The sequence below is a fragment of the Curtobacterium sp. PhB130 genome (assembly GCF_003755165.1).
GTDB lineage: Bacteria > Actinomycetota > Actinomycetes > Actinomycetales > Microbacteriaceae > Curtobacterium.
Window position 1 is genome coordinate 25,974 of the sequence record NZ_RKII01000006.1, and the last position, 26,068, is coordinate 52,041.

Sequence of the window (26,068 nt, forward strand, 5' to 3'; positions counted from 1 at the left end):
CTGTTGCACTTGGTGGAGCTAAGGGGATTCGAACCCCTGACCTTCTCATTGCGAACGAGACGCGCTACCAACTGCGCCATAGCCCCAAGTGCTCGACAACACTAGCACCCGGCCGCCGCGGACCGAAATCGCGCGGCACCCGCCGGGCGTGCCGCGATCAGACCGCGCGGCGGCGACGCATGATCGCGTCGAGGTCGGCCTGCTGGTAGTCGTCGTCGCCGATGACGCCCATCCCGGCCCACTTGCTCGGCGGAGCGGATGCTTCTGCGACCGGCGCCGACTCGGCGACCGGCGCACCGGCAGCACGGGCGGCGGGCGCAGTCGCAGACGCAGTCGCAGGCGCGGCGGGCGCAGCCCGGAGTCCGAGCCGCTCCGCGAGCCGGCCCTGGTCGTGCGCGGACAGTGCCGCGACGGCCTCCTCGACGTCCGGACGCATCCGGGACACCGTCGCGAGCGTCGGGTCCGACTCCCCCGCACGGATCGCTGCGGCCTCGGCGTCGGCCTCCGCCTTGGCAGCGGCCACGCGTTCCTTGAGTCGCGCGGCGAGCTCCGCGGAGGACTCCGGGGACGCGGCAGGAGCGGCGGGCCGCTCGACGTACAGCGGCTTCGGCACGCGGGCGGGCGTCCAGGTGCGGTCCGCCTCGGGCTCGGCAGGGCGGTCGGTGGTCAGCGGCGGGGCGGGATCGGTCCAGGCGGTCGTCGGCCTGGAGGCTCGGCGGACCTCCGGCGCGGACGCCGCGGCACGTGTCTTCCGCGCCTGGGCGACCTGGTGCAGCTGGGCGAGGACGGCTGCGGACCCTCCGGCGGCGACGAGCCCCGCGACGGCGACGAGCCAGGCGGCGGGCGCGACGACGAGCACCACGAGCGCGACGACGAGCCCGGCGACGCCGAGCAGGGTCGCACCGAGCCGCGAACGACGCATGCGCATCGCGGTCAGTGCGGGGACCGCTCCGGCCCGTTCGAGCGCCGGAGCCTGCTCCGCGAGTCGACGGGTGATCTCCCGCTGCCGTGCGGCCTCGTGCGCCCGGACGATGGCGGAGCGCTTGGCCTCTTCGGACTTCGCGACCTTCTGCGCCTCGGCGAGGGACTTCGCGTTCATCTCGATGCGGACCTCGTCCGGCAGTTCAGCGGTCTGCGCGAGGATCCGGAGGGTCTGCTGCAACCGGATCGCGTTCCGTTCGGTGGCGAGGTACTGCCGCCGGGCAGCCCACGCGGGCATCAGGTACACGAGCCAGAGCACCGCGGCGACGAGCAGCACGATGCCGCCGCCCCACGACCCGATACCTGCCATGGGGAGAGGCTAGGGGCGGGGGTTCCCCGCGCTCGTGATTGCCGGGCGTGTGTTGCGCTATCGGCGCAGGCGCTCCCGGCGGGGGCGCTATCGGCGGGGGCCGGTGACGATCGGCAGCGCGGCCTCGTCACGCGCGGCGAGCGGCACGCTCCCGACGCCGGGCGGCACCTGACCGGAGACCCACCGTTCGAGGACGCCCTCGCGCACCTCTTCGGCGACGAGCGCGAAACAGAAGTGGTCGCGCCAGTCCCCGTTGATGTGGATGTACCGGCGACGGAGCCCCTCGTACCGGAACCCGAGCTTCTCGACGACGCGGAGCGACGGAGCGTTCTCGGGCCGGATGCAGACCTCGATGCGGTGGATGCCGACCGCGCGGAAGCAGTGGTCGGTCGCGAGGGCGACGGCGATCGGCGTGACGTTGTGGCCGGCGGCGCCCTCGACCACCCAGTAGCCGATCGAGGCGCTGGCGAGTGACCCGTAGGTGACGCCGGAGACGTTCAGCTGCCCGACGAAGCGGCCGTCGAGCTCCATCGCGAACGGGAGCCCGAGTCCCGCGCGGGCGTTGGCCTGGAGCGCGCGGATGCTGCCACGGACGTCGGTCGAGACGTGACCCGACGGGTTCGTGGCCTCCCAGGTGCGGAGCCAGGAGCGGTTCATCGCGAGCGCGGCGTCGAGGTCGCGCGTGTCGCGGAGCCGGAGGGGGCGGATCGTGACCCGTCCGTGGGACAGGGTCGGGATGGTCGTCATCGGGCGGTTCCTCCGGTGCTCCGGGGGTTCCCGGAGCGGGTGTCCCACCCGGGGCCAGTGCTACCGGCCCCGGGTGGGATGGGTCGACTCATTCGCCCGCGTTGAACTCCTTGAGCCACGACTTGAGGTCGGGGCCGAGGTCTTCGCGGTCCGAGGCGAGCTGCACGATCGCCTTGATGTAGTCGAGTTTGTCACCGGTGTCGTACCGGCGTCCACGGAACACGACGCCGTACACGCCGCCGGTCCACTCCTCGGCGCTCGCCATCTTCATGAGCGCGTCGGTGAGCTGGATCTCGCCGCCCTTGCCCGGCTCCTGCTTCTCGAGGACGTCGAAGACCTCGGGGCGGATGACGTAGCGGCCGATGATGGCCAGGTTCGAGGGCGCTTCGCCCTGCGCCGGCTTCTCGACGAGGCCGGTGATCTTCACGACGTCGTCGGTGTCGGTCGGCTCGACCGTGGCGATGCCGTAGAGGTGGGTCTGCGATTCCGGGACCTCGAGCAGTGCGACGACGGTCGCGTTCTTCTCGCCCTGGACTTCGATCATGCGCTTGAGGAGCGGGTCGCGGGCGTCGATGATGTCGTCGCCGAGGAGGACGGCGAACGGCTCACGACCGACGTGCATCTTCGCGCGGAGCACGGCGTGGCCGAGTCCGAGCGGGTCGCCCTGACGGACGTAGTGCATGTCGGCGAGGTCGGTCGACTGGTTGACCTTCTGGAGCTTCTCGTGGTCGCCCTTCTTCTTGAGGGTCTCCTCGAGCTCCGACACGTGGTCGAAGTGGTTCTCGAGCGCGTTCTTGTTGCGCCCGGTGATCATCAGCACATCGGTGAGTCCCGCGTCGACGGCCTCTTCCACCACGTACTGGATGGCCGGCTTGTCGACGACGGGGAGCATCTCCTTCGGCATCGCCTTGGTCGCGGGGAGGAAGCGGGTGCCCAGCCCTGCCGCTGGGATCACCGCCTTGGAAATCTGGAAGCCCATGCCCACGACCGTATCCGATGCCCCCTCCTGGGTCATGTCAACGGAACGGAGGACAAGGGCTTTGCGGACAGGAGCGCGGCTTCCCGCAGGATCGCGATCGTTAGACTCCCTCGCATGATCCCCGATCTCGGCAACGAGAAGCGCGCGCTGCGAGCCGAGCTCCGGCAGCGGCGACGCACCAGGACCACCACCGAGCGCGAGACCGACACCGAGTCGCTCACCGCCACCCTGCGGCGCTTCGCGGAGGAGCGGCAGCTCGAGTCCGTCGCGCTGTACCTGTCCGCCTCCGACGAACCGAACGTCCGCCCGTTCCTGAACTGGGCGTACGAGCACGGACTCCGCGTCCTGCTCCCGATCACCCGGGAGGACGGGCTGCTCGACTGGGCCGTCGGCGACGGGTCCTCGGAGACCGAGGGGCTGTTCGGCATGCCCGAGGTCGTCGGCGAGGTCCTGTCCCCGCTCGCGATCAACGACGTCGACGCGATCCTCACCCCGGCGGCGGCGGTCGGGCGCGACGGCGTCCGGATGGGCTGGGGCCGCGGCTACTACGACAAGACCCTCGGGTCCATGGCGAACCGCCCGCCCGTCTATGCTGTGATCTTCGACGCGGAGTACCTCGAGGAGGTTCCGCGCGAACCCCACGACGAACCCGTCGACGGCATCATCACGCCGTCACGCATCATCACGTTCCGGAGCTGACGTGCCCACCTACTCGTACCGCTGCACCGAGTGCGACACCGCGTTCGACATCAAGCAGTCGTTCTCCGACGCCACGCTCACCGAGTGCCCGACGTGCGGCGGTGTGCTGCGCAAGGTGTTCTCGCCGGTCGGCGTCACGTTCAACGGCGGTGGGTTCTACCGGACCGACTCCCGTCCGGCGCCGAAGTCGGAGGGCTCGAGCACGCCGGCGAAGTCCGAGCCGAAGAAGGCCGAGTCCAAGCCGGCCGCGCCCGCGAAGCCTGCCGCGTCCTGACCAGCGTTCTCACTCCTCGATAGGTTGAGGTGTCGCCACCCGGCGGCCGTCCCCGACCCGGAAGGAGTCCCGTGAAGGGCTTCAAGGAGTTCCTGCTCCGCGGAAACGTCATCGACCTGGCCGTCGCAGTCGTCATCGGTGCCGCGTTCACCGCGATCGTGACCACGATCGTGAACGCGCTCATCAACCCCCTGATCGGCGCGGTGTTCAACGCGTCGAGCCTCGACGAGGCGCTCGTCTGGAAGATCCCGACCGTGTCCGGCGGACACGCGTCGATCCTCTTCGGTGCGATCATCGGCGCCGCGCTGAACTTCGTCATCGTCGCAGCGGTCGTGTACTTCGCCCTCGTGCTCCCGGTGAACCACCTCAAGAAGGTCGCGTTCGAGCGGGTCAAGAACGACGACGAGCAGACGCCGCAGGACGTCCCGCCGACCGATGTCGAGGTGCTGCTCGAGATCCGCGACCTGCTCCGGTCGCAGAACGGCGTGCCCACGAGCACCGGCAGTGGCGCCCACGTCGCCCCGTCGAACGCGCCGGAGGGTCCCGGCATCAGCGGCACGACGAAGCTCTAGCGAGCGGTCGGACGCTCGGCGCGGATCGGCGCCGCACAACCGAAACCCGTTCGCACCACGGAAGTCCATGGTGCGAACGGGTTTCCGTTGTGCGCGGCCGAAACGCGCCAGCGGCGGCAGCGACGGCCGCGGCGGGCGTGGGCCGCGGGCCGCGGGCCGGGGGCCGCGGGCTACGCCACGCGGGCGCGCTCGCGGCGGCGCTTCGCGCGCAGGGCGACGAAGTACTGCGCGCCGGCGAGCAGGTGCCCGGCGGTGCCGAGCCACACGAAGACGAGCGCCGTGATGCGGATCCAGGAGTGGTCCGACGCCCACGAGGTCGCCGAGAAGAGCAGCACCGGCAACCCGACGAAGAGCAGGGCCGAGCGGATCTTGCCCGTCCAGGACACGTCGAGGTCCGGGTCGCCGCCGAACCACACGCTCGACAGCAGCGCGAGCACGGCGTCGACGACCACGATGATCACGACGACGATCCACGGCAGCAGGCCGACGAGCACGAGCGACAGCACGATCGCGATGATGGCGAGGCGGTCGGCGACGGGGTCGAGCGCCTTGCCGAGCTTGGACGTCTGGTCGAACTTCCGCGCGATGAAGCCGTCCGCCCAGTCCGAGACGCCGAGCACCACGAGCGAGAACAGCGCCCAGCCGGGGTGGCTCGTCACGACCAGGATCACGAACACCGGGATGAGCAGGAACCGGAACAGCGTGATGAGGTTCGGCCAGGTCTGCCAGTCGGGACGCTGGCGCACTGCGGAGTCGGTCATCACGTGCTTTCTTCGGGGTCGGACCTCCAGGGTACCCATCACCAGTGGGGAGGTCGGTCCCCCAGCAGTCGGGCGTCGTTCTCCCCGCGGCCGTGCCGAGGCGGTTCCGGGGCCGGAGCGGGGTCCGATCCCGGCACCGGCTGGGTGGTGACGCGTCTGCGGACCCGTCCCGAGCCTCCGGTCCGGCCCTGGTCCGGTTCACTCCGGACGGGAGGCTCCGGTGCGGCCGCGTCGTCGACCCGCGTCCACGTGCCCAGCAGCTGGTCCGTGCCGGGCGTCACCGGACCGGCGGGCCGGGAGGCCCTCCGACTCATCGGCGCGCAGGACCCGACGTGGGCACGCGGGGATCGAGATCCTGCGTGCTCATCGGCGTGCAGGAACCGGAGGGATGGAAATCTCCTGCGTGGCCCCACGGTCGACGCCGAGGACCGACGCGACCGTGTTCGCGACCCGGTCCGGGTCGGAGAACAGCTGGAAGGCGTGCACGCGCACGTAGTGCCAGCCGAGTCGGCGGAGCACCTCGGGCCGGAGCCGCAGCGACTCGCGGAGGGATCCCTGCACGAGCGACGCGTCGGTCTCGATCGTGACGCAGACCCCGCCGTGCGCGGCCACCAGGCCGAGCTTGCCGCGGTGGCCGAGCGCGACCGGGATGCCGCGCATCTCGAGTCGGCGTGCCAGGTCGACGAGCAGCGGGTCGGAGTCGTCCGGCACGTACTCGGCGGTGGTGCGGGCACGGACCTCGGCGAGGATCTCGGCGAGGGCGACGGTGCCGTGGCCCATCCGCTCCGCCTCGATGTCGGACGGCTGGAAGCACGTGACGATCACCATGGAGCGGCGTGCGCGGGTCATCGCGACGGCGAGCAGACGCTCCCCGCCGGGCTTGCCGAGCGGGCCGAAGTCGCGGAGGACACGGCCGTGCGGGGTCCGGCCGTAGCCGATCGAGAACACGACGCGGTCACGGCTCTGCGCGACCGACTGCTCGAGCGTCGCGACGATGAACGGTTCGGCACGGTCGCCGATCACGAACTCGGTGAGGTCCTTGTGCCCGGCAGCAGCGGTGAGCACGGCCTGCTCGACGCGCACGGCGTGCTTCGCGGAGGCGGTGATGACCATGAGCGACTCGGTCGGACGGGTGCGGGCGTGGTCGATGACGAGCCGGACCACGCGGTCCACCTCGGCGTCGACGCTCTCCACCGCGCCGGACTCGGGGTCCGGGACGGCCTTGCCGTCGCTGACGTAGTCGAGCGCGATCGAGCCGTGCCCGAGGAACGAACCGGCCCACGGCAGCGACTCGATCCGGCCGCCGTAGAAGCGGCGGTTCACGAGCTCGGCGAGGTCTTCGCCGCCGGCGCGGTAGGACCGGGTCAGGGACAGGGTCGGCAGGAGCGTCGAGAGCTTCGCGAGCGCGGAGTCCGCGTGCAGGGCGTCGAGCGTCTCCTCGTCCACCTGCAGCGCACGGTGCGCGGGGTCGACGGCGATCCGGAACGGCGACGGGGTCTGCGTCACCGGGTCACCGAAGACGACGGTCTGGCGGGCGCGACGGACGGCGTCGACGGTCTCGGCGATGGTCACGGCACCGGCGTCGACGAGGATCACCGTGTCGAACGGCATCGTGTCGGCGATCTGCGGGACCTCGTACGGGGACGCGAGCCACACCGGCGCGATCGACCGGGACAGGTGCGGGGCGGAGTCCTGGAGCAGGCGCGAGGTGATCGCGCCGTCCTTGAGCTGCGACTTCAGCGCCGCGGCTTCTTCCGGCCAGTCGACGAGGCCGACCTTCCAGTTCTCGGCGAGCTGCCACGCGAGGCCCTGCGAGACACCGGCGGCGTGCGCGTCGTCGACGAGGCGGAAGTCGGCCTCGACCCGGTCGAGCATGTCGGTGTTCGCGCCGAGCAGCGCACGGTCGGACTCGAGCATCGTCTCGAGGGCGGACTGCCACCACGCGAGCTCGAGCTCCGCGGGGACCTGCGTGTCCGGGACGTGCCGGTTCGCGAGGTCGGTGATGAGCGGCTGGAGCTGCAGGTCGCGGAGGGTCTGCATGAGCTCGGTGCGCTCCTGCAGGTTGTGCAGGACGTCGGACTCCTCGGCCAGGGTGCCGATGTACGGCAGGAGCTGGTCGACGGGCATGTTCGCGAGCTGTTCGTCGCGGCTGGTGCGACCGAGCGGCTCGTCGAGGCGGGCCAGGTCCTCCACGACGTTCGAGAACAGCACCTGGACGTCCGCGATGCCCGTGGGGACCTCGGGGTTGACGCCCGCGGCGACGTAGCGCTGCCAGAGCACGCGCTGCTGCTGCACGCGGGTCAGTGCCTCGTGCAGGTCGGAGACGTGCACACCGGGGCGGACGTACTCCCGCGCGAGCTTCTTCAGCCGGCGTCGGTTCGTGGACGACATCGGGGCGCCCTCGCCGCGCGGGGCGGTCGCCGCCACGAGCTCGGACACCGAACGGTCGAAGACCACCGGCAGGAAGCGGTCGAGCGTGTCCCGGATCTCGGTGAGCAGGCGGAGGTAGATGCCGAGCTCGTTGATCGTCGTGAACTGCCGCATCCGGGTCGTCGCGATGAGTTCGTGCGCGCGCTGGAGCAGCGTCGGCAGGGACCCGCCGTGCAGGTCCTTGGCGATCTTGTGGGCGCGCTGCGCACCGTCGCTCGAGGAGAACTTCGCGCCGTACCAGGGCGAGTCGTCCGGGCCGTAGCGGAACTCGCCGAGGTTCGCCGCGCTGACCATCGTCTCGGCGACGCGGGAGCGGCCGGTGACCATGGCGCTGACGGACTGCTTCGACAGCCGCGCGGTCGTCGACGGGGGCACGGGCAGCAGCGACAGGCGGGAGAGCTCGACCAGGCAGTCGAGGACGCTCACGCCGAAGTCGGGGTCGGTCCGGGAGAGGCCGCCGCGGTAGTCGGTGAGGACCTTGCGGAGCCGGACGAGGGCGTCGTCGACCTCACGCAGGGACGGGCGGGTCGCCTTCTCGTTGCGGGCGATGGCCCGGACCACGTCACGGCGGAGGGTCGCGGGCGTCACGGCGACACCCGGCAGGTGCACCTCGCCGAAGCGGGCCGCGATGCCGCGGAGGGTCGCACGACGCGGGCTGACCACGAGGACGCGCTTGTTCGCGGCGACGAGGCCACCGAGTGCGTTCACGATCGTCTGCGTGCCGCCGGTGCCCGGCAGGGTCTTCACGACGATGGAGTTGCCGGCCGTGATCTGCGCGATCACGTTCTCCTGCTCGTCGTCGGCGTCGAGCAGCAGGGTGTCGGTGTCCGGGCTGCGCTCGTCCGACGGGGTCTGCTCGACCGGGTGGTAGGACTGCTCGACCTGCCACTTGGCGCTGGGGTTGCCGGCGAGGGCGTCGAGCACGGGGTGCGAGAGGTCCTTCGTGTCCTCGACCAGGCCGGTCGCGACCTCCGCGAAGGTCGAGACGACGAGCCGGGCGTGCACCGAGAAACCGGGGATGTGCGCCGTCAGACCACGCAGCCGGTCGATCACCGGGTTCGGGGTGAACGAGCCGTCCTGCTGCGCCAGCGCGACGAACGCCTGGGAGTCGAGCGTCACGCCGAACTGCTCGCGGAGCGCGTCGGCGAGTGCCGGGTTCAGCACGGGTTCGCCGAGGAGCCGGACCTCGAAGTCGCGGCCGTGGCGGCGGATCGCCAGCGGGCGGAGCAGCACCGGGCCGCGGAACTGCTCGTCGCCGCGCTGCCAGTCGGCCATGCCGATGCCGAGGTTCACGGCGTCGATGCCGCGCACGGTGGCGAGCTCGGTGCCCTTCGCCTCGACGTGGTTCGCCGCGATGCGGGCGGCGCGGAGTGCCACCTCGTCGCGGATCAGGCTCGAGAGCAGCGTGGTCTTGCCGGTGATGAACTGTGCGAGACCACCGGGGTGGGTCGTGGAGAGCTCGATGCGGGCGCGAGGGTGGTCCGCGAAGTGCACGAGCGGGCTGGAACCGCCGACGCCCGCCAGCTGTGCGCGCCAGGCGTCCCAGACGGGTTCCGCCGCGTTCGTCGCGGTGAGCCGCGGGTCGCCGAGGCTGATCGCGTGCGGGCTCGTCACCTGGAGCTCGGGGCGGAGCGAGCGGTCCAGCTCGTCGCCGTCGGTGTCGGTCTCGTCTGCACGGACGGCGTCGTCGCGGTCGGTGGCGTCGGGAGTGCTCGTCGTGTCGTCCTGCTCGTCGCGGTGCTGCTGGTCGTCGGGCCGTGCTCCCCCGGCGGCGCGCGCGTCCTCAGCGGGGACGTCGCCGTTCACGTCGTCCTCGCCGTCGGTCACCCTGTCCGCACGCCACACACGCCCACTGTAGGCGGAAGCGCACCAGCACTCTGGCAATGAACCGAGGTTTCGGGAGATCCGGGCGGTCCCGAGGCGGTCCCCCGACCCCGTCTGTGGTACCAACGTGGCATGGCCATCGACGACCGAACCGCTCCCCCCACCGCTGCTCCCTCACGGCGCCGGTCGGTCCCTGCCGAGATCTCCCGCTCGTGGCTCCTCGTCGCCGGCACCGCCTCGGACCGCTTCGAGTCGGCCTCCCGGTCCCGCGCGGACCAGATCATCCTGGACATCGAGGACGCCGTCGACCCAGCCGCGAAGCCCGCCGCCCGGGCCACCGTCGCCGACTGGCTGACCGGCGGCGGCGACGCCTGGGTGCGGATCAACGACGTGACGACCGACTTCTGGGCCGACGACGTCGAGGAGCTCCGCGGGCTGCCCGGCCTGCTCGGCGTGATGCTCGCGAAGACCGAGAGCCCGGCGCAGGTCACCGACACCTGGCACCGGCTCGGCGGCCAGACCCCGGTGATCGCGCTGGTCGAGTCGGCACTCGGCATCGAGGAGGCGACCTCCATCGCCCGCGCGCAGGGTGCGTTCCGCCTGGCCTTCGGCAGCGGCGACTACCGTCGCGACACCGGCACCTCGGCGGACACCCTCGCGATGGCGTACCCGCGGTCCCGGCTCGTCGTCGCCTCCCGCGTCGGGGACCTCCCCGGCCCGATCGACGGCCCCACCGTGGGCTCGTCGCACCCGATCCTCCGCGAGCAGTCCCAGGTCGCCGTGTCCCTCGGGCTCACCGGGAAGCTGTGCCTCGACACCGACCAGCTGCCCGTCATCAACGAGGTGATCTCGCCCACGTCGACCGACGTCGCCTGGGCGCAGGACTTCCTCGACGACTTCGAGGCCCGCGGCCGCGTGATCCGCGACGGCTCCGACCTGCCGCGACTCGGGCGTGCCCAGAAGATCCAACGACTCGCCGAGGCCTTCGGCGTCGAAGCACGTTAGGGGTTCCGCATGACCTGGTCAGCTCCCGAGCCCGGCCCCACGTCCGGCCCGCCGCCCTCGCAGTCGCAGTCGCAGTGGGAACGCGGCGGCTCGACGCTCTTCCCGCCGGGCAGGCTCGCCGACCGGATCTCCACGGTGCTGCTCCTGGCCTTCGGCGCGATCCTGGTGATCGTGGTCGCCATCGTGGCGCTGATCGCGACGATCTCGGCCACCGCGACGTGCGACGCCGCGACCGGGTGCTCCCCCGGCGGCTACATCGGCGGTGCCTCGCTCGCGGTGGGCGGGGCGTTCGTGATCGGCGTGGCGACGGTCGTCCTGGCGATCGGCGCGTGGATCCGTCGGCGCACCTCGTGGTGGATCGCCGCGGTGGGCTTCCTGCTGGCCGTCGCGTGCATCACGTGGGGTGGCGTGGTGTTCGCGGGCGCGGCCGACGGCGACACCTCGTCGTCGAGCAGCAGCACGATCTGACGCGGGCCCGTCGGCGCCGGACGTGACCGGGCGCACGTCCCACGTCGAGGCGTAGCGTCGCGCGCATGGGCAGGGTGAGCCGGACGACGGTGGCCATCGTGGGCGGCGGGCCCGCCGGAGTGGTCCTCGGGCTGCTCCTGGCCCGCGCCGGAATCGCGGTCCGCGTGGTCGAGAAGCACGACGACTTCAACCGGGACTTCCGCGGCGACACGGTGCACGCCTCGACGATCCGGCTCCTCGACGAGCTCGGCCTCGGCGACCGGTTCCGGGCGCTCCCGCAGTCCCGGCTCGACGACTTCTCGCTGCCGATGGCCGACGGTTCCCAGCTGCGGCTCGGCGACTTCTCGCGGCTCCGCCCGCCGTACGACCACGTCGCGATGGTGCCGCAGTGGGACCTGCTCGACATGCTCGTCGGCGCTGCCCGCGAGGAACCGTCCTTCGACATCGTGATGGGCCGTGCCGCGTCCGACCTGATCGTCGAGAACGGCCTGGTCGTGGGCGTGCACCTGCACCCGTACGGCGAACCCGACGGCGAGCACGACGAGCTCCGCGCGGAGCTCGTCGTCGCGTGCGACGGCCGGGACTCGGTGCTCCGGGCCGCGGCCGGACTGCACCCGCGGGAGTTCCCGGTGCCGTTCGACACCTGGTGGTTCCGGCTGCCCAAGGAACCCGGGGACGCCGACACCGCGCTCGTCCCCGCGTTCGACGGGAGCGACGTGCTCCTGAGCTTCCCGCGCGGCGACTACCACCAGGTCGCGTACTTCGCGCCAAAGGGGTCCGACGCTCGACTCCGCGCGCTCGGCGTCGAGGACTTCCGGGCGCGGGTCGCGCGGATCCGGCCGTCGTTCGCGGACCGGGTGTCCGCGATCGGCTCGATGGACGACGTGCACGTGCTCGACGTGCGGATGGACCGGTTGCGGCGCTGGTGGCGGCCGGGGCTGCTGTGCATCGGGGACGCGGCGCACGCGATGTCACCGGCGGGCGGGGTCGGGATCAACCTCGCGGTGCAGGACGCCGTCGCGGCAGCGGCGATCCTCGCGCCGGCGATCGTCGGCGGCGTCCGCGGACGGTCCCTGAACCACGCGCTCGCGGCGGTGGAACGGCGACGGACCCCGCCGGCCGTGATCGTGCAGGGCGCCCAGCGGATGCTGCACCGGGTGGTGTTCGAGCGCGCGTTCGCGGGGCGGCTGCAGGGCGGCCCGCCGATCCTGCCCGCCGTGCTGGCGAAGTACGTGCCACCGGCTCGCGGGCTCTACGCGCGGGGGATCGCGTTCGGCCCGCTGCCGGAGCACGCGCCGGCATGGGCGCGCCCGGCTGCCGACACCGAGACCGAGACCGAGACCGAGCAGACCTGAACGGGGCAGCTCCGCCCGGGCGCATGCTGGGCCCATGAAGCAGCGAACCATCGGCGACACCAACGTCAGCGCGATCGGCCTCGGCGGCATGCCGATGTCCATCGAGGGACGACCCGACGAGCGACGGGCCATCGCGACGATCCACGCGGCGCTCGAGGCCGGGGTGACCCTCGTCGACACCGCGGACGCCTACCACCTCGGAGGCCACGACGAAGTGGGCCACAACGAGGAGCTCATCGGGCGGGCGGTCCGCGAGTACCACGGCGACGCGGACTCGGTCCTCATCGCGACGAAGGGCGGGCACCTCCGCCCGACGGCCGGAGCGTGGACGCAGAACGGCGACCCGGCGTACCTCAAGGAAGCGGCGAAGGCCTCCGCGAAGCGGCTCGGCGTCGAGACCATCGACCTGTACCAGTTCCACCGCCCGGACCCCGCCGTGCCCTACGCGGACTCGATCGGCGCGCTCGCGGAGCTGCTCGACGAGGGCGTGATCCGGATGGCCGGCATCTCGAACGCCGACGTCGACCAGATCCGGCAGGCGAACGAGGTGCTCGACGGTCGGCTCGTCTCGGTGCAGAACCAGTACTCGCCGAAGTTCCGGTCGAGCGAGGTCGAACTCGAGCTCTGCGACGAACTGAGCATCGCCTTCCTGCCGTGGAGCCCCCTCGGCGGCATCGCCGGAGCGTCGGACCTCGGCACCACCTACCAGGACTTCGCCACGGTCGCCCGCGCCCACGGGGTCACCCCGCAGGTCGTCGCGCTGGCGTGGGAGCTGGCGAAGAGCGACGTCGTCGTGCCGATCCCGGGAGCCTCACGGCCGCAGTCGATCCTCGACTCGGTGACCGCGGCGACCGTGAAGCTCCGCCCCGAGGAGATCGACCGACTCGACCGTTCGGAGGCCGCTGCGGCCTAGTCGCAGACCTTGCTCATCGCCTGCGTGGAGGACTGCACGTCGGTGATCGAGTCCTGCAGCTTGGTCGAGTCCACCGACTTCGGGTCCTTCGAGAAGGCCTCGAGCTGTCCGACGAGGTTCGAGAACGACTGCTCGAACCCGGCGGCGGTCTCGTGGACCTCCTTGTTCGTCACCTTGTCGGTGGCGGCCTTGAGCTTGCCGTCGAAGTCCTTCAACGTCGCCACCGCAGCGGTCGGGTCGCTCTGGAACTTCGTCATCTGGGACTGCAGCTGGGTCGACACGGACTTCATGTCGCTCTCCAGCGTCTTGCAGGCCTCGGCCTTGCTCTGCGTCGCCACCGGCTTCGCGGCCGTGGTGGCGTCGCCGTCGGATCCGCCCGAGCCGGACGCGCAGCCGGCGAGCAGGACGACGGCGACGGCAGCCGTGGTGAGTGCAGCGAACTTCTTCATGGTGATCCCCCTGGAGCAGATGGTCGAGACCCCGGCCGGGGTCATCGATGCGTCACCGAGCGTACATCGGAGCCGCACAGGCGGCCGGGCGTCCACGAGCGCCCGACGCGTACCGTCGAGGGCATGCAGGCCATCACCTTCGACCACCCGGGGGACGAGACCGTCCTCTCCCGCACCGAGCTCCCCGACCCGACGCCGTCCGACGGCGAGGTCCTCGTCGAGGTCGCCGCAGCCGGGGTCAACAACGCCGACCTGCAGCAGCGGCAGGGCAACTACCCGCCGCCGCCCGGTGCGTCCGACATCCTCGGCCTCGAGGTCTCCGGCACGATCCGTGCGCTCGGCCCAGGGGTGACCGGCTGGGCCGTCGGCGACCGCGTCTGCGCGCTGCTCTCCGGCGGCGGGTACGCCTCGCTCGCCGTGGTGCCCGCGACGCAGCTGCTCCCGGTGCCGGACGACCTCGACCTGGTCAGCGCGGCGGCACTGCCCGAAGCGGCGTGCACCGTCTACTCGAACATCGGCATGCTCGCCGGGCTCCGTCCGGGACAGACCCTCCTGGTCCACGGCGGGACCGGCGGGATGGGCTCGCACGCGGTCCTCTGGGCGAAGGCGCTCGGGGCCCGGGTGATCGCGACGTCCGGCGGCGAACGGAAGGTCGCCGCGTCCCGCGAGCTCGGCGCGGACCTGGTCATCGACCACCGCACCGAGGACTTCGTCGCACGCTCGACGGACTTCACGGACGGCGCCGGCGTCGACGTGGTGCTCGACGTCGTCGGGCCCGCGTACCTGGCGCGGAACCTCGAGGCCCTCGCGCCGAACGGGCACGTCGCCGTGATCGCGTCCGGCAGCGGCACCGAGGCCACGCTGCCGTTCGGGCTGCTGATGCGGAAGCGGGCGACGATCAGCGGGACCACCCTCCGCGCGCGGCCGCTGGCGGAGAAGGCGGAGATCGTCGAGGCGGTCCGCTACAACGTGTGGCCGTTCGTCGCGGACGGCCGGGTCCGTCCCGTGGTCGACGCCGTGCTGCCGCTCGCCGAGGCGGGTGAGGCGCACCGGCGACTCGCCGCCGGCGACGTGATCGGGAAGCTGCTGCTCACGCCCTGATCGCGCAGCGGCGCGCGGCGGCGCGGCGGGGCGCGACCGACTGGAGGCCCGGTGCCGGTCCGGCGGACCGGCACCGGGCCTCCAGGCGGTCGCCGTCAGGGCACGCGCGTCACGCGGCCGCTCGGGCCGACGCCACCACCTGCATGCACTTCTCGCCGAAGGTCGCGCGGAGCAGCGACGCGGCGTCCTGGTCGGCGTCGAACAGCGACGGCATGTCGATGGCGAGCATGACGCTGAAGATCATCCCGCTGCCGAGGAACCCCTGCACCTGCTCGTCCGGCATCCCCGCCTCGTCGCGGAGGAAGCGGTAGATCGCGAGGAAGCCGTCCCGTGCCGCCTGTCCGATCGCCGGCTCTGCGCCCGAGACGAACGCCTGGAGCAGCATCGTGTGCAGCCCCCGAGTGGCGGACAGGTCGATGAACTGCTCGCCGATCGCCTGTGCGCGGCGGTGTTCGTCGGCGTCGGACGGGAGCGCTGCGAGCGTGGTGCGCCATGCGTCGACGAGGGCCCCGAGGGTGGCGTGGAACACCTCGAGGAACAGGGCTTCCTTCGTGCCGAACATCCGGACGACGTAGGGCTGGCTGATCCCGGCCGCCGTGGCGATCTGGTCGGTGGTGGTGCCGTTGTAGCCCTGGCGGCCGAAGAGGTCGCGGGCGGCCTCGAGGATCATCGCCCGACGTTCGGCGGCGGGCATCCGTGCGGATCCGGAACTCATGGTTGACAGGTTATCAGTCGATTACTACAGTCCACCAGTGTAGTAATCATCCGATTACCAACAGAACGGAACCCTCCCCATGAAGCGACGCATCCCGGTCTGGCTCGCCATCGCAGCCGCGTCCCTCCCGATGTTCATGGCGACCCTCGACAACCTCGTCGTGACGAGCGCCCTCCCCGCCGTGCACGCGGACCTCGGCGCCTCCGTCGAGGAACTGCAGTGGATCACCAACGCCTACACGCTCTCCTTCGCCGCGCTGATGCTGCTGGCCGTCGGACTCGGCGACCGGTTCGGCCGCCGGCACCTCTTCATCGCCGGCATCGGCGTCTTCACGATCTCCTCCGCGTTCGCCGCGATGAGCACCGACCCCACCGCGCTCATCGTCTGGCGCGCCGTCGAGGGTGCCGGCGCGGCGGCGATCATGCCGCTGTCCCTCACGCTCCTGGTCGGCAGCGTCCCGGACCGGCTCCGGACCGTCGCGATCGGGGCGTGGGGCGGCATCTCCGGACTCGGCGTCGCGCTCGGCCCGCTCATCGGCGGCGCCGTCGTCGAGGGGTGGAGCTGGGAGGCCATCTTCTGGCTCAACGTCCCGGTCGGGATCGTCGCCGTCCCGCTCGCCCTCCTGGCACTCCCGAACACCCTCGGTGCTCGCGTGCGTGCGGACTTCCTCGGCGTGGTGCTCGCCGGGCTCGGTGTCCTCGGCGTGGTCTTCGGGATCGTGCGGGGCAACGACGCCGGCTGGACCTCGGCCCAGGTGCTCGTCGGACTGGTCGGCGGAGGGCTGCTCCTGGTGGCGTTCGTCGTCCGGCAGGCAACGACCAGCGCCCCGCTCCTGCCGCTGCGGTTCTTCCGCGACCGGAGCTTCGCGCTCGCGAACGTCGTCGCGATGACGTTCTCGTTCGGAGCGTTCGGTGCGGTGTTCATCCTCATCCAGTTCCTGCAGGTCGTGCAGGGCCGTTCCCCGCTCGAGGCCGGCGTCTGGACGATGCCCTGGACCCTCGCCCCGATGGTGATCGCGCCGCTCGCCGGCATGGTCGCGCCCCGGGTCGGGACCCGCGTGCTGATCGCCGGCGGGATGGCGTTCCTGTCCGCCGGACTGTTCTGGATCGCGGGCGCGATGTCCGCGGACGTGACGTTCGCCGGTCTGCTGCCCGGGTTCCTGCTCGCGGGGATCGGCATGGGCGCCGTGTTCGGGCCGATCTCCACCGCGGTGCTCGCCCGGATGCCGCAGGAGGACCACGCGAAGGCCTCCGGCGCGAACTCCACGCTCCGGGAGATCGGCGTCGCGCTCGGCATCGCCGTGCTGACCGCCGTGTTCACCGGGGCCGGCGGGCAGCTGACGCCGACCGGGTACGTCGACGCGGCGCAGCCGGCGGTGCTCGTCGGGGCGGGCGTGGTCGCGGTCTCCGCGCTGGTGGCGTTGTTCCTGCCGGCGGGGCGCGGGGTCGCGGCGGCGGCGCCGGAGGCGGCGGGCGCCGCGCCCGCGGGCGTGCCGGACGCAGCGACCGCGGTCGGCGCGGCGCCCGCGGCGGCCGCGCCAGCGCCCTCGCCCGCGCCGGCCGCGCCAGCGCCCTCGCCCGCGCCGGCCGCGTAGCGGCACGCCGCACAACCACGGCCAGCTCGCACCACGGGATCACGTGGTGCGAGCTGGTTGCTGTTGTGCGGACCCCGACCGAACCGCCTGGAGGCTCGGTGCCGGTCCGGCGGACCGGCACCGAGCCTCCAGGCGGTCGCCGTGGACACCGCAGTGGCCGGGGCGCGCTACGCGCCGACGCGGGAGAGGAACTCGACCAGGGCGGGGTGCTGCGGCGCGTCGAGGAGCTCGGCGGGAGCGCCCTGCTCGACGACCTCCCCGCGGTGCAGGAACACGATGCGATCGGCCACGTTCCGCGCGAAGTGCATCTCGTGCGTCGTCATCAGGATCGTGGAGCCCTGGCGCTGCAGCTCAGTGACCAGGTCGAGCACCTCCCCGACGAGCATCGGGTCGAGGGCGCTCGTGACCTCGTCGAGCAGGAGCAGCTCCGGGTCGGACGCGATCGCCCGGACGATCGCCACGCGCTGCTGCTGCCCGCCGGACAGCCGGTCCGGGTACGCCCCCGCGAACTCGCCGAGCCCGATCCGGTCCAGCAGCCGACGGGCGGTCGTCTCGGCGGTGGCACGGTCGATCCCGTGCACCTTCCGGGACGCCAGCGTCACGTTGTCGAGCACGGTGATGTGCGGGAACAGGTTGAACTGCTGGAAGACCACGCCGATCCGGGCCCGGGTGGCGTCGACGTCCACCCGCGGGTCCGAGATGTCCGCGCCCTGCAGGAAGATCTGTCCGTCGTCGATGCCCTCGAGCAGGTTCACCGTCTTGAGCAGTGTCGACTTGCCGGAACCCGAGGCCCCGATGACGCAGATGACCTCGTGCCGGTCGACGGTGAGGTCGATGCCGCGCAGGACCTCCTGGTCGCCGAACGACTTCCGGAGCCCACGGAGCTCCAGCACCGGTGCGGCGGGTGCGGTGCTCATACGGCTCCCCCGATCTGCTCGCGACGCTGCTGCCGGCGGGCGATGGCGTCGGTGACGCGGATGAGCGGCAGGCTGATCACGACGAACAGCAGGCCGGCGACGAAGTACGGCGTGAAGTTGTAGGTCTCGGCCTGGGCGATCTGGGCCGAGCGGACGGCGTCGACCGCGCCGAGGATCGAGACGAGCCCGACGTCCTTCTGCATCGAGACGAAGTCGTTCATCAGCGCGGGCGTCACCTTGCGGATCGCCTGCGGCATCACGACGAGCCGGAGCGTCTGCACATGCGAGAGCCCGAGCGACCGGGCGGCGAGGCGCTGCGAGGGGTGCACGGCCTCCATGCCCGCACGGAGCACCTCGGCGATGTACGACGAGTACGTCAGGACGATCGCGACGGTGCCCCACACCTCGGCGGGCAGGCGCGGGAAGATGCCGAGCCCCGGGATGCCGTACCCGACCAGGTACAGGACGATGATCAGCGGCAGCCCGCGGAACAGGTCGGTGTAGCCGGTGGCGAGCATCCGCAGCGGGAAGAAGACCGGGTTCGTCAGGCCCCGGACCACCGCGAGCAGGGTGCCGAACACGGCGACGCCGATCGCCGCGAAGAACAGGATCCGGATGTTCAGCCAGAGGCCGAGCAGGATGTCCGGGAACGTCGACGCGGCGACGCCCGGGTCGAAGAACGACTGCTGGACGGCGGCCCACCCGGGGGTGTTCACGACACCGAAGTACACGATCGCCAGGACGACGAGCGTCGACGCGATCGACACCAGGATCGCCCGGCGTCCACGCTGCCGGCGGAAGATCTGCCGTTCGAGCTCGATCTGACTCGGCGCGGGCGACGTGACGGGCGTGCCCGCTCCTGCTGGGAGGGTCACGCTACTGCAGGACCGGGGTGTTCGTCTCCGACGACAGCCACTTCGTCTGCAGGTCCTGCAGCGTGCCGTCGTCGTCGAGCGTCTTCAGGGCCTTGTCGACCTTGCTCGTGAGTTCCGAGTCCTTCGGCAGCACGAAGCCGAACTGGTCGCCCTTGCCGTCGGCCGGGAACTGTGCGGAGACGGTGCCGTCGTCGAGCTGCGAGGCTGCCATGTAGAACGCCGTGGGCAGGTCGGTGACGATGGCGTCGATCTGACCGGACTTCAGGGCGAGGACGGCGTCGTCGTTCGAGTTGAAGACCTGCGGGGTCACCCCGAGCGTGTTCTTCACGCTCGCGATGCTGGTCGAGCCGGTCGCCACACCGATGGCGTCCTTCTTGAGCGCGGCGACGGTGGTGTCGTCCGCCGCGTCCGACTTCGTCGTCGTCACGACGGCCTGCGTGGTCGTGTAGTACGGCGAGGACATGTCGACGGCCTTCTTGCGCTTGGCGTCGATCGAGAACTGCTGGACGTTGAGGTCCCAGTCCTTCGGGCCGGGGGCGATCGCGCTGTCGAACGTGCTGCGCTTCCAGACCACGTCGGACTTGTCGTAGCCCATCTCCTTCGCGACGGCGTAGGCCACCGCGGACTCGAAGCCCTTGCCGGACTGCGGCTTGTTGTCCTCGACCCAGGGCGAGTACGCCGGCTGCCCGGTCGCGATCGTGAGCTTGCCGTCGGTCACCGTGCCGTCGGCGCTGCCACCGCTCCCCGAGGCGCAGGAGGACAGGGCGAGCGCGGCGACGGCGGCGGTCGCGACGGCGAGGGAGAGACGCAGGGTACGGGTCACGGTCGGGCCTTCGTGAGGGGGTCGAGGGGGCAGGGAGAATCGTACGGGGAACTGGTACACCACCGCGACCAGGGCGTCACGGAGCGCCTCAGGCCAGGGAGAAGTCCTCGAACGAGAAGCCCGGCGACACCAGGCAGCTCACGAGCACCTCGCCGTCCCCGGGCAGCGTCCGCTGCCACACGCCCCCGCGGACGAACGCCTGTGCGTCGTTCACCCGGTCGCGGCCGGCGTCGGGTCCGAGGGTGATCTGCTGCCCCGGCTCTGGCTGGTCGCCGTCGCCGCCGAGCTCGAGCACGACCGAGTCCGGCCCGTGCCACATCCAGATCTCGTCGCTCGTCACCCGGTGCCACGCGGAGGCTTCGCCCGGCGGCAGCAGGAAGTGGATGAGCGTCGCGGCCGGCCGCTCGCCCGCCGCCGTCGTGACCGTGGCCGGCGAGGTCCACGTCCGGACGTACCAGCCGCCCTCGGGGTGCGGTTCCATGCCGAGTGCCGCTGCCCGGCGCGGGACGTCGAGCCACTCGATGAGCTCGCCGTCGACCGTTCGTCGTGCCACCTGATCGTTCATCGGACCATCATCCCGCGCCGAGACCCTCCGACCCACCGTCGAGCGCCCGCACCGTGCCGCGGATGACCGTGGCGGCAGCCCGACCGGCGCCGTCCTCGACGAGTTCGGCCAGCGCGTCGGGCACCGTCCGGGCATCGACGTCGAACACGGCGAGATCGGCGCGCGCCCCGACGGCCAGGTGTCCGATCCGGTCCGTTCCGACCGCAAGTCCCATCGCGTGCGCTCCGCCGAGCGTCGCCGCGGCGAGCAACCGCTCGTGCAGGTCACGGTCGCCGTACCCCTGTGCCCGGGCGATCCGGTGCAGCGCGGTGACGTCCGCCATCAGGTCGAGCGACGGCGACGAGGACAGCGAGTCGGTGCCGATGGCGATGGGACTGCCCTCGCGGAGGTAGTCCGCGACCGGCGGCGGGTCGAGTCCGATCACGGCGTTCGACCGGGGGCAGAGGGCGACGGCGGTGCCGCGCGCCCGGAGCAGCGCCCGGTCCGCCGCGGTCATGTAGACGCCGTGCGCGATGTGGCAGTCCGGCCCGAGGACCCCCAGCCGGTCCACGAACGAGGTCGCGCTCGCGCCGAACCCGAGCGCGCGCATCGCCCGGAACGAGGGCACGTTCGCCAGGTGCCAGTCGGTGCCGTGCTCGAGCGAGGTGGCCAGCCGTTCCCCCTCGAAGGCCGCTTCGCCGAGGTGCAGGTGCAGCCGCAGTCCGCGCTGCCGGACGATGTCGGGCAGTTCCAGGAGCGGCGCGACGTCGAGCGAGTACGGCGCGTGCGGCGAGAGACCGGCACCCGGGGTGGTGGGGATGCGCGCGAGCTCGTCGAGGACCTGGTCGCGGCCGTGCTCCTGCCAGGCCGCGTTCTCCCAGTCCATCACCTCCCAGTAGGCGATGCCGCCGAGCCCGTGCGTCTCGAGTGCGGTCGCCGCCTCGATGTCGGTGACGATGTCCGCGATGCTCGTCACGCCCGCGGCGATCGACTGCGCGGCCCCCTCGGCGGCTTCGGCCCGCCAGTCGTGCGGTTCGGCGTACTCCTCGTTGAAGGCGGCCGCCCAGTCCTCGAACCCGTCGTACTGGCCTCGGCCGACACTGGCCATGCCGGTGTACTGCAGGTGCGAGTGCGCGTTGACCAGGCCGGGCAGCAGCGCCCCGCGCCAGCGTCGCTCGGTGAACGGCGTGCCGTCGAGCTGGTCCACGACCCAGGAGCGCTCGCCGACGTGCAGGATCCGCCCGTCGCGCACGGCGACGGCACCGTCCGCGATCGGCGGCGCGGTCATCGGGACGACGATGCGCGCCGAGTGCACGGTCGTCGGGTGGTCGCTCACGACGGGTCCCCGAATCGGCGGGTCCGGACGTCGGGCTCGCGTTCCGCAGGCTGTTCAGCAGGACTGACGGGAGGCTCGGCTCGGCTCCCGAACGCGGCCAGCGCCACGCGGGCGGTCGCCTCGTCCACCTCCGGGTCGATGGGCACGACGGCGCGCGGCAGCTCGTCACCGTGCTCGAGCAGCATCCGGACGGCCCCGAGCTGCACGGCGAACGACAGGTCCATGATCTCGATCGGGTTGCCCTCGGCCGCGGTGATGTTGATGCACCCGCCGTCGTCGAGCACGAGGACCCCGTTCTCGCCGCCCGGGAACGTGAACCGCTCGGCCTTCGGCCCCACCGTCGTCCGGGTGGCACCGGCGGCGAGCGCGTCGTCGATCGCGATCTCCTGGTCGACCCCGCCGGCGACCGCGACGACGGCGTCGGGAGCGCAGGCCCGCAGCGCCTCGACGGTGATCGTGCCGCGGACGCCCGTCGCGCTCATCACCAGGTCGGCGTCACGGACGGCGTCGACGAGCGGTGCGACGGCGTACCCGGCGAACTGCGCCTGCAGCGCACGGACGGGGTCGGTCTCGGTGACCGTGACCCGGAAGCCGAGCGCGCGGAGCACCAGGGCGACCCCCTCGCCGACGTGCCCGAACCCGGCGACGACAGCCGAGCCTCCCGTCAGCGCTGGGTGAGGAGTGGCGGACGTGAGCCGGTCGACCAGGTCGAGCACCGCGAAGACCGTCGACTGCCCGGTGCCGTACCGGTTGTCGAAGAACGTCTTCGTGCGGGCGTCGTTCACGGCGATCACCGGGATGCCGAGCTGCCCGCGCTCGGCAAGCACCCGGAGGGGGCGGAGGCCGCTCGTCGTCTCCTCCGCTGCGCCGAGCATCGCCCCGAGCAGGTCGGGCCGTTCCTGGTGCGCGAGCCGGATCAGGTGCGAGCCGTCGTCGAGGAGCACGTGCGGCCGCGTGTCGAGCATCGCGAGCGCCAGGTCCTTCTGCTGCGCGAGCGTCGCGGTGCTGCTCGCGTGCACGGTCATCCCGGTGGTCCGCAGCGCCTCCGCGACGGCGTCGTCGGTCTCGTCGGCGTGGGCGTAGACGACGACGTCGGCGCCGGCGTCGCGGAGGAGCAGGCTCAGGACGGCGGTCTTCGGCTCGAGGACCATCGCGACGCCGATGCGGGTGCCGCGGAGCAGCCCGCCGTCGCGGAGTTCGGCGGCCACCGCGCGGGAGACCGGCATCGAGCGGCGAGCCCAGCGGAGGCGCGCATCGGCTGCCGGGTCGTCCTCCGGGTCGCGGCCCGTCGAGACGAGGAACACGTCGTCGGACAGCATCGGGACGCCGAGGACGCCCGGTCGTGCCGGGGCGACGGGGCCGAAGGCGTCCTCGTCGACCGCGGGGAGGTGCCGGCCGGCGTCGATGACGACGAGGGTGCTGCCGCGGGGGCGGTCGGCCTCGTGCTCGATCGCCGGGGTGCTCTCCTCCGGGGTGCCGAGGCACCAGAGCTGGTCGGCGTGGTCGTGGTCGTGTTCGTGTTCGGTTGTCTCGCGCGCGCCGAGGCCGGTGAGCAGCGCGCGGAGGACGGCCGCGTCGCGGGGGTCGCCGCCGACGATCCGGAACCGACGGGCCGCGACGAGCAGGTTCGTGGTCCTGGCGAAGTGCCGGACGGCCGCCGATGCCCAAGCTCGCGTGGCTGCGTCGGGTCCTGGGGGCATGGTCTCAGCGTAGGGCCGCGCGCTCGGGCATCTCGGCGTGCGGCGTGCGGCGCCTGCCGTGCGGCGTGCGGCGTGCGGCGTGCGGCGTGCGGCGTGCGGCGTGCGGCGGTCAGCCCAGTGCGTGCGGTGGCGGTGCGTCGTCCCAGCCGGTCGCTCCCACGGGAACCGCTGCTGTCGCCCGGCGGGCACGGTTCCGGAAGTGCACCTGCACGCCGATCAGCACCGCGACGCCGATCGCCGACACGATCGCGAGCCCGACCAGGTAGAGCATCGTCGCGAGTCCGGCGATCGCCATCGGCACCGTCCCGTCCTGCGCGGCGGAGAGCGGCGTCCCCGTGAGCACGAACGCCAGCACCGTGGAGATCGTCGAGTTCGAGTCGTACAGCCCGTGCAGCAGCGAGACGACGACGTACGTGACCAGCACGGTCCACGTCCACCGGAACCGGGGACGGCCGTGCGCGACGCCGAACAGCACGGCGCCGAGGATCGCCGTCCAGAGCACGTGCCCCACCGGCGACAGGATCGCGCGGAGGACCTCGGTCTGCAGCAGCGACACCAGGTCGATGCCACGCGACGTGATCGCGGCGTTGAACGCGTAGCCGGCGGACTCGAACGCGGCGAAGCCCGCACCGACCGTCGCGCCGAGGAGCGCCCCCTGTCTCGCGGTCTTCGGGCGCACCCGCCAGCCGACGACCACGAGCAGCACGCCCTTGACGAACTCCTCCACGAAGCCGACCAGCAGGTAGAGCGCCGCGCCCTGGCGCAGGTTCGACTCGAGCAGGGACGCCCCGAGCACGCCGAGGATCCCGCCGACGAAGAACGCCGTGACGAGCTGCATCGTGCTCACCGTTCCGGTCACCCGCTCGATCACGAACAGCACGACGGTGAAGGGGACGAGGAAGCTGCCGAGCAGGATGATCGTCGGCACCAGGTTGGTGTTGCTCGTGAACACCGTGACCACGATCGTCACGACCCAGAGCACGAAGCCGACGACGAGCGTCTTCCACCACCAGCCGTGCCGGTGGTGCGGGTGGTCCACGGGTGCGTCGCTGGTCAGGGCCATGCGCCCATCGTGCCGCGGCGACCGGGCGACTGCTCACGGGAATGTCCGACGTCGGTCCGTTGTAGTGGACAGCATGAGCGACGAGACCTTCGACCAGGTGACCATGTTCGGCGCGGACTGGTGCCGCGACTGCCGGCGTTCCAAGGCGCTGCTCGACAAGCTCGGCGTGGCGTACACGTACGTCGACGTCGAGGTGGAGGCCTCGGGGGCGTCCCGGGCGGAGGCGATCAGCGGGCGGAAGAACATCCCCGTCGTCGTGCTGCCGAACGGGAAGCACTTCGTGGAGCCCTCGGACGCCGAGCTGCAGGCGGAGCTGGAGCGCGCCGGCGCGGTCTGAGCTGGAGCTCGCCGGCGCGGTCTGAGCTGGAGCGCGCCGGCGCGGTCTGTGCTGGAGCTCGCCGGCGCGGTCTGAGCGCAGTACTCCCCGAAAGCGACAGTGGTCCGCCGGAAACGGCGGCTCCACTGTCGCTTTCGTGTACCCGTTGTCGCGCCCGACGCTCGACCGGTCCACGAGCGACACCTCCCCGCCGAATGCGCGGCGCATCTGGCTGCACGGTGTCGCTTTCGTCGCCTGGGCCCGCCTCGGAGCGAGCCGCCACGCTCCGACCCACGGACATCGGATGAATCGGGCATGATGGCCGCGTGATCATCGACGCTCACCACCACCTCTGGGACCCCGCCGACCGGCCGTACCCCTGGATGGACGACTCGGTCGCCCCGCTCCGGCGGCGGTTCGACCTGGACGACCTGCGCGCGGCGAGCGGGGCGGTGGCCGGGGCGGTGGCCGGCGCGATCGGGGACGTCGCAGGCAGCAGCCCCCGCGACAGCGTCGCAGGCAGCAGCCCCCGCGACGGCGGCGCCGGCAGCAGCCCCCGCGACGACGTCACCGCCACGATCGTCGTCCAGGCCGTGCACGACCCCGGCGAGACCACGTGGCTCCTCGCCCAGCCCGCTCCCGTCGCCGGCGTCGTCGGATGGGTGGACCTGACCGCGCCCGACGTGGCCGACCGGCTCGCCGCGCTCCGGCAGCACCCGCGACTGGTGGGCATCCGGCACCAGGCGCAGGACGAACCCGACCCGGACTGGCTCGCCCGGCCCGACGTGGTCCGCGGCGTCCGGGCCGTCGCCGATGCTGGGCTCGTGTTCGACCTGCTCGTCCGTGGCGCGCGGGAGCACGCCGCCGCGATCACCCTCGTCGACGCCGTGCCCGACGGGACCTTCGTGCTGGACCACGCCGGCAAGCCCGCCATCGCGGACGATCCCGACGACCCGACCGTGCGCATTGCCTGGCGGGCCCGCATGCAGGACCTCGCCGCGCGGCCGAACGTGTCGTGCAAGGTGTCCGGCCTGCTCACCGAGGCCGGCGCCGACTGGCGGGAGCGCCCTGTCGCCCGGTACGCCCGCGAGGCCGTCGAGGTCTTCGGCCCCGACCGCGCGATGTTCGGCTCCGACTGGCCCGTCTCCACGCTCGCGGCGGACTACGCCACCGTCGTGCACACGACGCAGCACGCGCTCGTGGACCTCAGCGACGACGAGCGCGACGCCGTGTTCCACCGGACCGCGGCACGCGTCTACCTTGCCGAGGGCCAGCCCCAGACATAGGATGTTTCCGCTGCACCGGCGCAGCGGAGAG

At 72.1% G+C, this 26,068-nt stretch carries 25 protein-coding genes and 1 tRNA gene; 11 read left to right on the forward strand and 15 right to left on the reverse strand.

Translation table 11 applies throughout. The annotated features are described in order from the left end of the window. Positions 1-10: 10 nt before the first annotated feature. The 4 genes from EDF24_RS00175 to galU form a co-directional block, all read right to left on the reverse strand. A tRNA-Ala gene (locus EDF24_RS00175) sits at positions 11-86 on the reverse strand. A gap of 71 nt (positions 87-157) precedes the next feature. Next, a complete protein-coding gene (locus tag EDF24_RS00180) occupies positions 158-1,291 on the reverse strand; it encodes a hypothetical protein (protein ID WP_123700757.1) in 1,134 nt (377 codons plus the stop codon). 87 nt (positions 1,292-1,378) lie between these two features. Then, positions 1,379-2,038: a GNAT family N-acetyltransferase gene (locus EDF24_RS00185; RefSeq protein ID WP_123656236.1), complete on the reverse strand. Its 660-nt coding sequence runs from the start codon at positions 2,036-2,038 to the stop codon at positions 1,379-1,381. 88 nt (positions 2,039-2,126) lie between these two features. Further along, positions 2,127-3,017 (reverse strand): UTP--glucose-1-phosphate uridylyltransferase GalU, encoded by an 891-nt coding sequence (gene galU / locus EDF24_RS00190; protein ID WP_123656237.1) that lies wholly within the window; start codon positions 3,015-3,017, stop codon positions 2,127-2,129. A 114-nt stretch (positions 3,018-3,131) separates the two neighbouring features. Here galU and EDF24_RS00195 point away from each other — a divergent pair, with 114 nt between their 5' ends. The 3 genes from EDF24_RS00195 (at position 3,132) to mscL (ending at position 4,562) form a co-directional block, all read left to right on the forward strand. Then, the gene (locus tag EDF24_RS00195) at positions 3,132-3,716 is read left to right on the forward strand and encodes a 5-formyltetrahydrofolate cyclo-ligase (protein WP_123700758.1); all 585 of its coding nucleotides are present in this window, start codon (positions 3,132-3,134) and stop codon (positions 3,714-3,716) included. Between the two features lies 1 nt (position 3,717). Continuing rightward, on the forward strand, positions 3,718-3,990 hold the full coding sequence (locus EDF24_RS00200; protein WP_123656239.1) for an FmdB family zinc ribbon protein: 273 nt from the start codon (positions 3,718-3,720) through the stop codon (positions 3,988-3,990). 71 nt (positions 3,991-4,061) lie between these two features. Then, on the forward strand, positions 4,062-4,562 hold the full coding sequence (mscL, locus tag EDF24_RS00205) for a large conductance mechanosensitive channel protein MscL (RefSeq protein WP_123656240.1): 501 nt from the start codon (positions 4,062-4,064) through the stop codon (positions 4,560-4,562). Between the two features lie 170 nt (positions 4,563-4,732). Here the strand turns inward: mscL and EDF24_RS00210 are convergent, their stop codons facing one another. Both EDF24_RS00210 and EDF24_RS00220 read right to left on the reverse strand, forming a co-directional pair. After that, entirely contained in the window at positions 4,733-5,323 is a 591-nt protein-coding gene (locus EDF24_RS00210; protein ID WP_165931372.1) for a CDP-alcohol phosphatidyltransferase family protein, read from the reverse strand. A gap of 363 nt (positions 5,324-5,686) precedes the next feature. After that, positions 5,687-9,397 carry an AAA family ATPase gene (locus tag EDF24_RS00220; protein WP_395867452.1) on the reverse strand — a complete coding sequence of 1,237 codons (3,711 nt, stop codon included), beginning with the start codon at positions 9,395-9,397 and terminating at the stop codon, positions 5,687-5,689. Positions 9,398-9,709: 312 nt separating this feature from the next. Between EDF24_RS00220 and EDF24_RS00225 the strand changes: the two genes are divergently transcribed. The 4 genes from EDF24_RS00225 to EDF24_RS00240 all read left to right on the forward strand — a co-directional run bounded on the left by EDF24_RS00225 (position 9,710) and on the right by EDF24_RS00240 (position 13,318). After that, complete coding sequence (locus tag EDF24_RS00225; protein WP_123656243.1) at positions 9,710-10,582, forward strand: CoA ester lyase; 873 nt, start codon at positions 9,710-9,712, stop codon at positions 10,580-10,582. Between the two features lie 9 nt (positions 10,583-10,591). Beyond that, positions 10,592-11,050, forward strand: coding sequence for a DUF6264 family protein (locus EDF24_RS00230; RefSeq protein ID WP_123700760.1), 459 nt, complete (start codon positions 10,592-10,594; stop codon positions 11,048-11,050). 65 nt (positions 11,051-11,115) lie between these two features. Continuing rightward, positions 11,116-12,405, forward strand: a complete 1,290-nt coding sequence (locus tag EDF24_RS00235; protein ID WP_123700761.1) for an FAD-dependent oxidoreductase — start codon at positions 11,116-11,118, stop codon at positions 12,403-12,405. 34 nt (positions 12,406-12,439) lie between these two features. Next, positions 12,440-13,318 (forward strand): aldo/keto reductase, encoded by an 879-nt coding sequence (locus tag EDF24_RS00240; RefSeq protein WP_123700762.1) that lies wholly within the window; start codon positions 12,440-12,442, stop codon positions 13,316-13,318. Here EDF24_RS00240 and EDF24_RS00245 read toward each other — a convergent pair. Beyond that, on the reverse strand, positions 13,315-13,767 hold the full coding sequence (locus EDF24_RS00245; RefSeq protein ID WP_123656247.1) for a hypothetical protein: 453 nt from the start codon (positions 13,765-13,767) through the stop codon (positions 13,315-13,317). The genes EDF24_RS00240 and EDF24_RS00245 overlap by 4 nt on opposite strands. A 123-nt stretch (positions 13,768-13,890) precedes the next feature. Between EDF24_RS00245 and EDF24_RS00250 the strand changes: the two genes are divergently transcribed. After that, positions 13,891-14,868: an NAD(P)H-quinone oxidoreductase gene (locus tag EDF24_RS00250; RefSeq protein ID WP_123700764.1), complete on the forward strand. Its 978-nt coding sequence runs from the start codon at positions 13,891-13,893 to the stop codon at positions 14,866-14,868. 109 nt (positions 14,869-14,977) lie between these two features. On the opposite strand, the gene EDF24_RS00255 is transcribed toward EDF24_RS00250, so the two are convergent. Beyond that, a complete protein-coding gene (locus EDF24_RS00255; protein ID WP_123656249.1) occupies positions 14,978-15,583 on the reverse strand; it encodes a TetR/AcrR family transcriptional regulator in 606 nt (201 codons plus the stop codon). Between the two features lie 79 nt (positions 15,584-15,662). Between EDF24_RS00255 and EDF24_RS00260 the strand changes: the two genes are divergently transcribed. After that, on the forward strand, positions 15,663-17,177 hold the full coding sequence (locus tag EDF24_RS00260) for a DHA2 family efflux MFS transporter permease subunit (protein ID WP_123700765.1): 1,515 nt from the start codon (positions 15,663-15,665) through the stop codon (positions 17,175-17,177). Positions 17,178-17,344: 167 nt separating this feature from the next. Here the strand turns inward: EDF24_RS00260 and EDF24_RS00265 are convergent, their stop codons facing one another. The 7 genes from EDF24_RS00265 to EDF24_RS00295 all read right to left on the reverse strand — a co-directional run bounded on the left by EDF24_RS00265 (position 17,345) and on the right by EDF24_RS00295 (position 24,435). Further along, on the reverse strand, positions 17,345-18,094 hold the full coding sequence (locus tag EDF24_RS00265; protein ID WP_123700766.1) for an amino acid ABC transporter ATP-binding protein: 750 nt from the start codon (positions 18,092-18,094) through the stop codon (positions 17,345-17,347). Next, a complete protein-coding gene (locus EDF24_RS00270) occupies positions 18,091-18,969 on the reverse strand; it encodes an amino acid ABC transporter permease (RefSeq protein ID WP_123656252.1) in 879 nt (292 codons plus the stop codon). The genes EDF24_RS00265 and EDF24_RS00270 overlap by 4 nt, the downstream gene beginning before the upstream one ends. A 1-nt stretch (position 18,970) precedes the next feature. Then, positions 18,971-19,792, reverse strand: a complete 822-nt coding sequence (locus EDF24_RS00275; protein WP_123700767.1) for an ABC transporter substrate-binding protein — start codon at positions 19,790-19,792, stop codon at positions 18,971-18,973. A gap of 88 nt (positions 19,793-19,880) precedes the next feature. Further along, positions 19,881-20,357, reverse strand: coding sequence for a cupin domain-containing protein (locus EDF24_RS00280; protein ID WP_123656254.1), 477 nt, complete (start codon positions 20,355-20,357; stop codon positions 19,881-19,883). Positions 20,358-20,364: 7 nt separating this feature from the next. Beyond that, the gene (locus EDF24_RS00285; protein WP_311316790.1) at positions 20,365-21,672 is read right to left on the reverse strand and encodes an amidohydrolase family protein; all 1,308 of its coding nucleotides are present in this window, start codon (positions 21,670-21,672) and stop codon (positions 20,365-20,367) included. Then, positions 21,669-23,372 (reverse strand): adenosylhomocysteinase, encoded by a 1,704-nt coding sequence (locus EDF24_RS00290; protein WP_123700768.1) that lies wholly within the window; start codon positions 23,370-23,372, stop codon positions 21,669-21,671. Before EDF24_RS00290 ends, EDF24_RS00285 begins: the two co-directional genes overlap by 4 nt. A 109-nt stretch (positions 23,373-23,481) precedes the next feature. Further along, on the reverse strand, positions 23,482-24,435 hold the full coding sequence (locus EDF24_RS00295) for a PrsW family intramembrane metalloprotease (protein ID WP_123700769.1): 954 nt from the start codon (positions 24,433-24,435) through the stop codon (positions 23,482-23,484). 73 nt (positions 24,436-24,508) lie between these two features. Here EDF24_RS00295 and EDF24_RS00300 point away from each other — a divergent pair, with 73 nt between their 5' ends. Together EDF24_RS00300 and EDF24_RS00305 are read left to right on the forward strand one after the other, a co-directional pair. Continuing rightward, entirely contained in the window at positions 24,509-24,772 is a 264-nt protein-coding gene (locus EDF24_RS00300) for a glutaredoxin domain-containing protein (RefSeq protein WP_123701403.1), read from the forward strand. Positions 24,773-25,077: 305 nt separating this feature from the next. Then, entirely contained in the window at positions 25,078-26,037 is a 960-nt protein-coding gene (locus EDF24_RS00305) for an amidohydrolase (protein WP_123700770.1), read from the forward strand. Positions 26,038-26,068: the final 31 nt, after the last annotated feature.

Bases quoted from the DNA above. Each gene is read 5' to 3' on its own strand.
- EDF24_RS00260 (WP_123700765.1), top strand. From the start codon at position 15,663: ATGAAGCGACGCATCCCGGTCTGGCTCGCCATCGCAGCCGCGTCCCTC.
- EDF24_RS00280 (WP_123656254.1), bottom strand. From the start codon at position 20,357: ATGAACGATCAGGTGGCACGACGAACGGTCGACGGCGAGCTCATCGAG.
- galU (WP_123656237.1), bottom strand. From the start codon at position 3,017: ATGGGCTTCCAGATTTCCAAGGCGGTGATCCCAGCGGCAGGGCTGGGC.
- EDF24_RS00255 (WP_123656249.1), bottom strand. From the start codon at position 15,583: ATGAGTTCCGGATCCGCACGGATGCCCGCCGCCGAACGTCGGGCGATG.
- EDF24_RS00185 (WP_123656236.1), bottom strand. From the start codon at position 2,038: ATGACGACCATCCCGACCCTGTCCCACGGACGGGTCACGATCCGCCCC.
- EDF24_RS00195 (WP_123700758.1), top strand. From the start codon at position 3,132: ATGATCCCCGATCTCGGCAACGAGAAGCGCGCGCTGCGAGCCGAGCTC.
- EDF24_RS00225 (WP_123656243.1), top strand. From the start codon at position 9,710: ATGGCCATCGACGACCGAACCGCTCCCCCCACCGCTGCTCCCTCACGG.
- EDF24_RS00245 (WP_123656247.1), bottom strand. From the start codon at position 13,767: ATGAAGAAGTTCGCTGCACTCACCACGGCTGCCGTCGCCGTCGTCCTG.
- EDF24_RS00250 (WP_123700764.1), top strand. From the start codon at position 13,891: ATGCAGGCCATCACCTTCGACCACCCGGGGGACGAGACCGTCCTCTCC.
- EDF24_RS00180 (WP_123700757.1), bottom strand. From the start codon at position 1,291: ATGGCAGGTATCGGGTCGTGGGGCGGCGGCATCGTGCTGCTCGTCGCC.
- EDF24_RS00300 (WP_123701403.1), top strand. From the start codon at position 24,509: ATGAGCGACGAGACCTTCGACCAGGTGACCATGTTCGGCGCGGACTGG.
- EDF24_RS00210 (WP_165931372.1), bottom strand. From the start codon at position 5,323: ATGACCGACTCCGCAGTGCGCCAGCGTCCCGACTGGCAGACCTGGCCG.
- EDF24_RS00290 (WP_123700768.1), bottom strand. From the start codon at position 23,372: ATGCCCCCAGGACCCGACGCAGCCACGCGAGCTTGGGCATCGGCGGCC.
- EDF24_RS00240 (WP_123700762.1), top strand. From the start codon at position 12,440: ATGAAGCAGCGAACCATCGGCGACACCAACGTCAGCGCGATCGGCCTC.
- EDF24_RS00265 (WP_123700766.1), bottom strand. From the start codon at position 18,094: ATGAGCACCGCACCCGCCGCACCGGTGCTGGAGCTCCGTGGGCTCCGG.
- EDF24_RS00295 (WP_123700769.1), bottom strand. From the start codon at position 24,435: ATGGCCCTGACCAGCGACGCACCCGTGGACCACCCGCACCACCGGCAC.
- EDF24_RS00230 (WP_123700760.1), top strand. From the start codon at position 10,592: ATGACCTGGTCAGCTCCCGAGCCCGGCCCCACGTCCGGCCCGCCGCCC.
- EDF24_RS00235 (WP_123700761.1), top strand. From the start codon at position 11,116: ATGGGCAGGGTGAGCCGGACGACGGTGGCCATCGTGGGCGGCGGGCCC.